Genomic DNA, 4,981 nt, shown 5'->3' with positions numbered 1-4,981 from the left:
TTTTTGCCGCCTGTTCCGCCATTGGACCGAAACTGAATATCGGCAGGGAGTCCTTGCGCCGGTGGGTTCTCCAGGCCCAGATCGACATTGATGAACGCCCCGGTGTCACGAGTGCCGAGCAGGCCAGAATCAGGGAGCTGGAGCTGGAGCGTGAGAACCGGGAGCTGCGGGAGGCAAACGAGATCCTGAAGCGGGCCTCGATTTTCTTCGCGAGGGAGCTCGACCCTCGCCGCCGCAAATAACCGGATTCATCGACGAGCTACGTGCTGACGGGTTCGGGGTCGAGCCGGCCTGCAAGGTCCTGCGTGAGCAGGGCGTGCAGGTCGCCCCGCGGACTTACCGGTCCTGGAAGTCCAAAGCACCGGCCGCACGGACTGTGACGGACGCTGTCATCGTCAAGGCGCTGAAGGACACCGCCGAAAAGCCGGAGTCCCTTTACGGGCGGCGAAAGATGACGGCGTGGCTGCGCCGGGAGGGCCACGCCGTGGCAAGGTGGACCGGCTGATGCGGGATGAAGCCATGAGCGGTCTTGTCCGGGGGCGCAAACCCAAAGCCGGACCAGTTCCGAAGGACTCGCAGCGGGCCCCGGACTTACTTAACCGGGACTTCACCGCGGCCCGGCCTAACGCCGTGTGGGTCACCGATTTCACCTATGTCAGAACATGGTCCGGATTCGTCTATGTGGCCTTCGCGATTGATGTCTTCTCCCGCGCCATCGTGGGCTGGCACGGCTCCACGATCAAAGACACGGACATGGTCCCGACGACTTTGAAGATGGCGCTCTGGCGCCGGGATCAAGCCACATCGGTCGTTGCGGAGAAGGATCCGCTGCCAGTGGTCGGTCGAGGGGTTCTGAAAGCCCGAGGTTGAATCAATTACTCGGTCGTGGAAAGCCGAAGACAAGTAGTTACTACTCGTGCAGATGGCACGAGCAGTGGCCTAAGTTAAAAATGTCACAAAAGTGGTGGATGGAACTCTTGAGAGTGGTAGGTAATGGCGGGACGTATTGAGATGACGGAGCCTCTGATGACCGTTTCGGAAATAGCAACCATGATGCCGGTATCAAAGATGACGGTGTATCGCCTGGTGCAGTCCGGGGCGATCGACGGGATCCGGTTTAGTCGCTCGTACCGGGTACCCGAGGCATCGGTGCAGCAGTACCTCAAATCCACCAGATCCTGATCCGGACCCATTGTCGGTGACTGCCAGCTGCAGCCCGTACCGGGTTAAGGGCGTCGTCAGGTTCCTGTTTCCCACCTCGTCGGGTGGGGCTCTCAGCGCAGTCTGCCCAGGACCAAGCCGGCCACTTCTACACGTTGTAGGGTGCACTTCATGAGCAACGAGAATTCAGTGGCCCCCACTGGCAAGAAATTCAAGCACGAACCGGAGAAGGTTTCAGAAAAACCAACGAATGAGGATTGGGAGGATATTCACCCGATTCCGAAATCGCCGGTAGAGGACAGTGATGCCACTCCCGAAGGGCTTCGAGATGCTCCCGCTCTTGAGGAAGACGACGACAGTCTGGTCAAACCGGAAAACAGCTAACACCTTCCGTGTGGGCGATGCCCTTGGGGCTATCCGTGCGGTCCTCAAGGATTTTGGCTCAAAATGTGAGCCGCTTCGGCATTCTGCGTGGTGAGGTCAGTGTCGAAGCTGAAGCCATCCAGGCCGGGCCACTTAAGTCCTGGCCGCTGCTGCGCGGCTGGGGCTTTTCTTGCTGCCGGGTACTTCTAATCGTTTTGGCGCCTCTCAAGGGCCAGTGATTCACGCCCCTGGAGGTTGTTCCGGCGTCTGGTGTCTGGTGTCTGGTGTCTCAAACATTGCTGGTGTTTGCTCATTCGGGAAATTCGTATCGGCGCAACCGGCGCTGTCGTGCTGAATTGTCGCGGTCGGGCTCGCTGTCGGCGGGGTGATTGGAGTGGACCCTGTCCGGGTCGGTCTGATCCGTGAATACTCCAGCGGGCCGACCGGTACCAGTCACGCCGCTGTAGGTGCTGTCGTCATCGGTATCGGGATCCACCAACGAAGACGTTTCAGTGGCTGAATCCGGGGTGTTTACGCCTTCGTGTCCGCCGAGCCCGTAATGCGGCTCATCGCAATTGAGGGTGTAGTCGGGGTGTGAGCGGGATGGGCGCGTCGGTCCGGGGATAGGGGTCGAGGCCTTCCGATGATGGAAGTTCTCACGCTCGCCATCCGGAAGACCTCAACGTGCTCAACGCTACCTTCGCTGCACCCGATCTGACCACGTTCTGCCGACTTGATGAACTCGGTCTGGAAGTCATCGGTCAGGAGGTGAAGCCCGATGGTGCGGTGCTGGTCTGCCATTGGAGTCGTAGGTTTTGCCGTTGTTGTTCAGTACCCGGTCGATATCTTCTTGACTAATCATGTCCTTCTCCCTGCTCGTTCTCGGCTAGATCTGGAATGAACTTCCAGACGCGCGCGCTAAATGACTGATGAGGATCTGAACCCCCTGAAGATCTGAGCCGTCGATCAGTTTCATGGCACCGATTGCTTTTCATCAGGCCACTATAGAAAGCGATGGCGTGGCGTCGAGCACTGTATATCGGGTCCTTTGCTGGCTTCCCAATGAGCAAGTTCTTCTACTTGAGATGCTGGTGGAGAAGGGGGTGGGATAAGTGGTGTTATGGCCCACACGTCTTCCGGCACGAGGTGTCAGAAGACGCACGGTACCCCGATGATCCTCCATGACACTCACCCAGGGCCAGAGCCTGCCGCTCTCACCTTCTTAACTTCCGCCCGGGCCACAAACACGACCTATGGCTGCGGAGCCCAATAACAACCAAGAAACAGGGTAGATCCCTCATCGCGTTCGTCAGGTTATTCGTAGGGGTGGTGTGAGCGGTGGGTGTCAGTTAGGTTCATGAGGAGTCACTGGTGCGTAAGTTCGGGCTCTGGGTTCTGCGGTTGGTGGGCAGGTCCGTCACGGTCGGCGGCGAACGTGAGAATTGCAGCAGCAACTGTTGCGGGATCGCTGTGGTGGACGGCGTGGGGTTTGCCGGGGATTTCCAGCAGTTCTCCATGTTGCGCGGTGTCGGCCAGTGTTCGGGACCAGTGGGTGCCGGCGATCAGGTCGCGGGTGCCGCGCATGATCAGGACCTTCTGTCCGACCAGGGGAAGTCGTTCTTCGAGATGATAGGCCAGGGCGACCGCGAGTTCGGCAAAATACCAGCGGGGGCCGCAGCGCAGGATATCCAGGAACTGCACGGTGTTCAGCGGTGGTTTTTCCAGTGTTGAGTTCATTCCGAGCCTAAGGGCCTGTTGGAGGACGGTGCGTCGTTTGGCGTCGACTGCCGCGCCGATCAAAACAAGGTCAGTCACCAGGTCCGGGCGGGTGATGGCCAGTTCAGTGGCGCTTTGCACCCCCATGGAGTGGCCTACCACGGTGCAGGAGCTGACCCCGATCTCATCCAGGAGGGCGCCGATCAGATCCGCGTTGGCGGGATTGGATATTTTCTGTGCCGGCGTGCCGGTCCATCCATAGCCGGGCAGATCAATGAGGTAGGTATCGCCATGATCGGCCAGTACGGCGGCGAGGCGTGTGAAGTAGCGGTGGGACATCCCGATGCCATGGATGAGGACGAACACCCGTCGAGTGGTCGTTTCGGCGGCACCGGCACCGGCATCTGGTTCGCGGGGGCGGGTGTGCATCATGGGGTACGCGCGGCACTGCCGGTCGTCGACGGTGATGCTTTGGAAATCGGGGGTGCCCGACATAGAGGTTGCGCTCCTGCTTTCAGTGACCATGGTGCGAAGACGCCTAAGGATGGTTCGTCTTTGCTGTCGGGCAGCTACAGGTGAGTTTCCCGGCAATGGTGAGAGCTGGTTGTCCTTGTGGAGGAGGGTAACGATCGCCTCGGTGGTTTTCTGGGCGCCTCCGCGGTGCGCGACGTGGGGTTGGCCGGGGATTTCCACAAGCCGGCCATCCCGCGCGGCAGCGACCAGGCGCGAACACCAGGGGCGGCGTGAGACGGGGTCGTTGCTGCCGCGGATGATCAGGACCGGTTGGGTCGCTTGCGGGAGGCGTTCGTGGAGGCGGTATTGGAGCATCACGGGCAGTTCGGTGAAGTACCAGGGCAGGCCGCAGCGGGCGTAGTCCGTGAAGACGATGGCGTTGGTGAGGGGTCGCTCCATCAGGCTGTCCAGACCGAGGGCGAGGGTATGCCAGATGACGGATCGGCGGGCCGAGTCGGTGACCGGGCCGATCAGGACTAACTCCGAGACCACATCCGGGCGCTGCAGGGCGAGTTCGGTGACGAATTGCGCGCCCATCGAGTGGCCAATGAGTACACAGGAATCGATGCCGGCCGCGTCCAACGCATCCCCGATCACGGCAGCATAGTCATCGACCTCTAGTTGCTGTTCTGGTGTGGGTGTTCCACCGAAACCGGGCAGGTCCAGGACGTGGGTGTGTCCGTGCTGGATGAGTTCGGCTTGCAACCGGTCGAAATAGCGGTGGGACAGGCCGATGCCGTGCACCATCACGAAAACCGGGGTGTCCGGGTCCGCCTGCGACAGGGTGGCCGAGTGGATCCGGCATGATCGTTCCTCAACGTCGGGCATCGGATTCCCCCAAGATAGCAGCGCCGTTTTTGTTCCCCGATGGGTGGAAAGTGTGCGGGTCATGGGTTGCTACGGCTTCGAGTGCATCCAGCACTGCCAGGGGTGCCAGGTCCGCTGCGGCGGAGACCACGGCGATGGGTTGGCCGTGGGCGACAGCGTCGGCGATGGCTCGTTCCAGTTCCTGCGGCACATCCTCCAATGCGGGAAGCACCGAGGCCCGCAACGGGCCGGAGGATCGTGCGCCGGCTGCCGTGATGATTTTTTGGAGATCCTTATTAGTCATGGTCGTTCGCCTGTCGGATTTAGCAGGGGGAGGAAAGAGCTAAGCCTGAATCCACCGGTCGGGTTTGGGCCGGGTCGGCGTTTTAAACGCGAAATGCCCGTCTGATCAAGGAAAATT

General features: G+C 60.5%; 6 protein-coding genes, 1 pseudogene and 1 other annotated feature. Of the genes and pseudogenes, 5 read left to right on the top strand and 2 right to left on the bottom strand.

All coding sequences use genetic code 11. From position 1 onward, the window contains the following. From Y704_RS24295 to Y704_RS23790, 5 genes and pseudogenes are all read left to right on the top strand, one after another. A pseudogene (locus Y704_RS24295) lies at nucleotides 1–242 on the top strand (IS3 family transposase); the annotation flags it as partial. Then, nucleotides 197–331: a sequence feature (AL1L pseudoknot), on the top strand. It overlaps the preceding pseudogene by 46 nt. Before the next feature lie 45 nt (nucleotides 332–376). Further along, the gene (locus Y704_RS25520) at nucleotides 377–505 is read left to right on the top strand and encodes a hypothetical protein (protein WP_275451045.1); all 129 of its coding nucleotides are present in this window, start codon (nucleotides 377–379) and stop codon (nucleotides 503–505) included. Next, nucleotides 505–870, top strand: a complete 366-nt coding sequence (locus Y704_RS23090) for a DDE-type integrase/transposase/recombinase (RefSeq protein ID WP_155850172.1) — start codon at nucleotides 505–507, stop codon at nucleotides 868–870. Before Y704_RS25520 ends, Y704_RS23090 begins: the two co-directional genes overlap by 1 nt. Before the next feature lie 123 nt (nucleotides 871–993). Next, nucleotides 994–1,182: a helix-turn-helix domain-containing protein gene (locus Y704_RS0102065; RefSeq protein ID WP_026548892.1), complete on the top strand. Its 189-nt coding sequence runs from the start codon at nucleotides 994–996 to the stop codon at nucleotides 1,180–1,182. 150 nt (nucleotides 1,183–1,332) lie between these two features. Next, complete coding sequence (locus tag Y704_RS23790; protein ID WP_155850171.1) at nucleotides 1,333–1,545, top strand: hypothetical protein; 213 nt, start codon at nucleotides 1,333–1,335, stop codon at nucleotides 1,543–1,545. A gap of 1,344 nt (nucleotides 1,546–2,889) precedes the next feature. On the opposite strand, the gene Y704_RS22525 is transcribed toward Y704_RS23790, so the two are convergent. Beyond that, complete coding sequence (locus Y704_RS22525) at nucleotides 2,890–4,581, bottom strand: alpha/beta fold hydrolase (protein ID WP_051476600.1); 1,692 nt, start codon at nucleotides 4,579–4,581, stop codon at nucleotides 2,890–2,892. Beyond that, nucleotides 4,568–4,864: a hypothetical protein gene (locus Y704_RS23780; protein ID WP_026548891.1), complete on the bottom strand. Its 297-nt coding sequence runs from the start codon at nucleotides 4,862–4,864 to the stop codon at nucleotides 4,568–4,570. Before Y704_RS23780 ends, Y704_RS22525 begins: the two co-directional genes overlap by 14 nt. Nucleotides 4,865–4,981 lie beyond the last annotated feature (117 nt).

The sequence above is a fragment of the Arthrobacter sp. Br18 genome (genome assembly GCF_000520555.1).
Classification (GTDB): Bacteria; Actinomycetota; Actinomycetes; order Actinomycetales; family Micrococcaceae; genus Arthrobacter_D.
The sequence above is the reverse complement of the archived record's forward strand: the minus strand, read 5'-3'. Positions and strand labels throughout refer to the sequence as shown.

Excerpts from the sequence above, each read along its gene's own strand:
- Y704_RS23090 (WP_155850172.1), top strand. The coding sequence starts at position 505 with ATGCGGGATGAAGCCATGAGCGGTCTTGTCCGGGGGCGCAAACCCAAA.
- Y704_RS0102065 (WP_026548892.1), top strand. The coding sequence starts at position 994 with ATGGCGGGACGTATTGAGATGACGGAGCCTCTGATGACCGTTTCGGAA.
- Y704_RS23790 (WP_155850171.1), top strand. The coding sequence starts at position 1,333 with ATGAGCAACGAGAATTCAGTGGCCCCCACTGGCAAGAAATTCAAGCAC.
- Y704_RS22525 (WP_051476600.1), bottom strand. The coding sequence starts at position 4,581 with ATGCCCGACGTTGAGGAACGATCATGCCGGATCCACTCGGCCACCCTG.
- Y704_RS23780 (WP_026548891.1), bottom strand. The coding sequence starts at position 4,864 with ATGACTAATAAGGATCTCCAAAAAATCATCACGGCAGCCGGCGCACGA.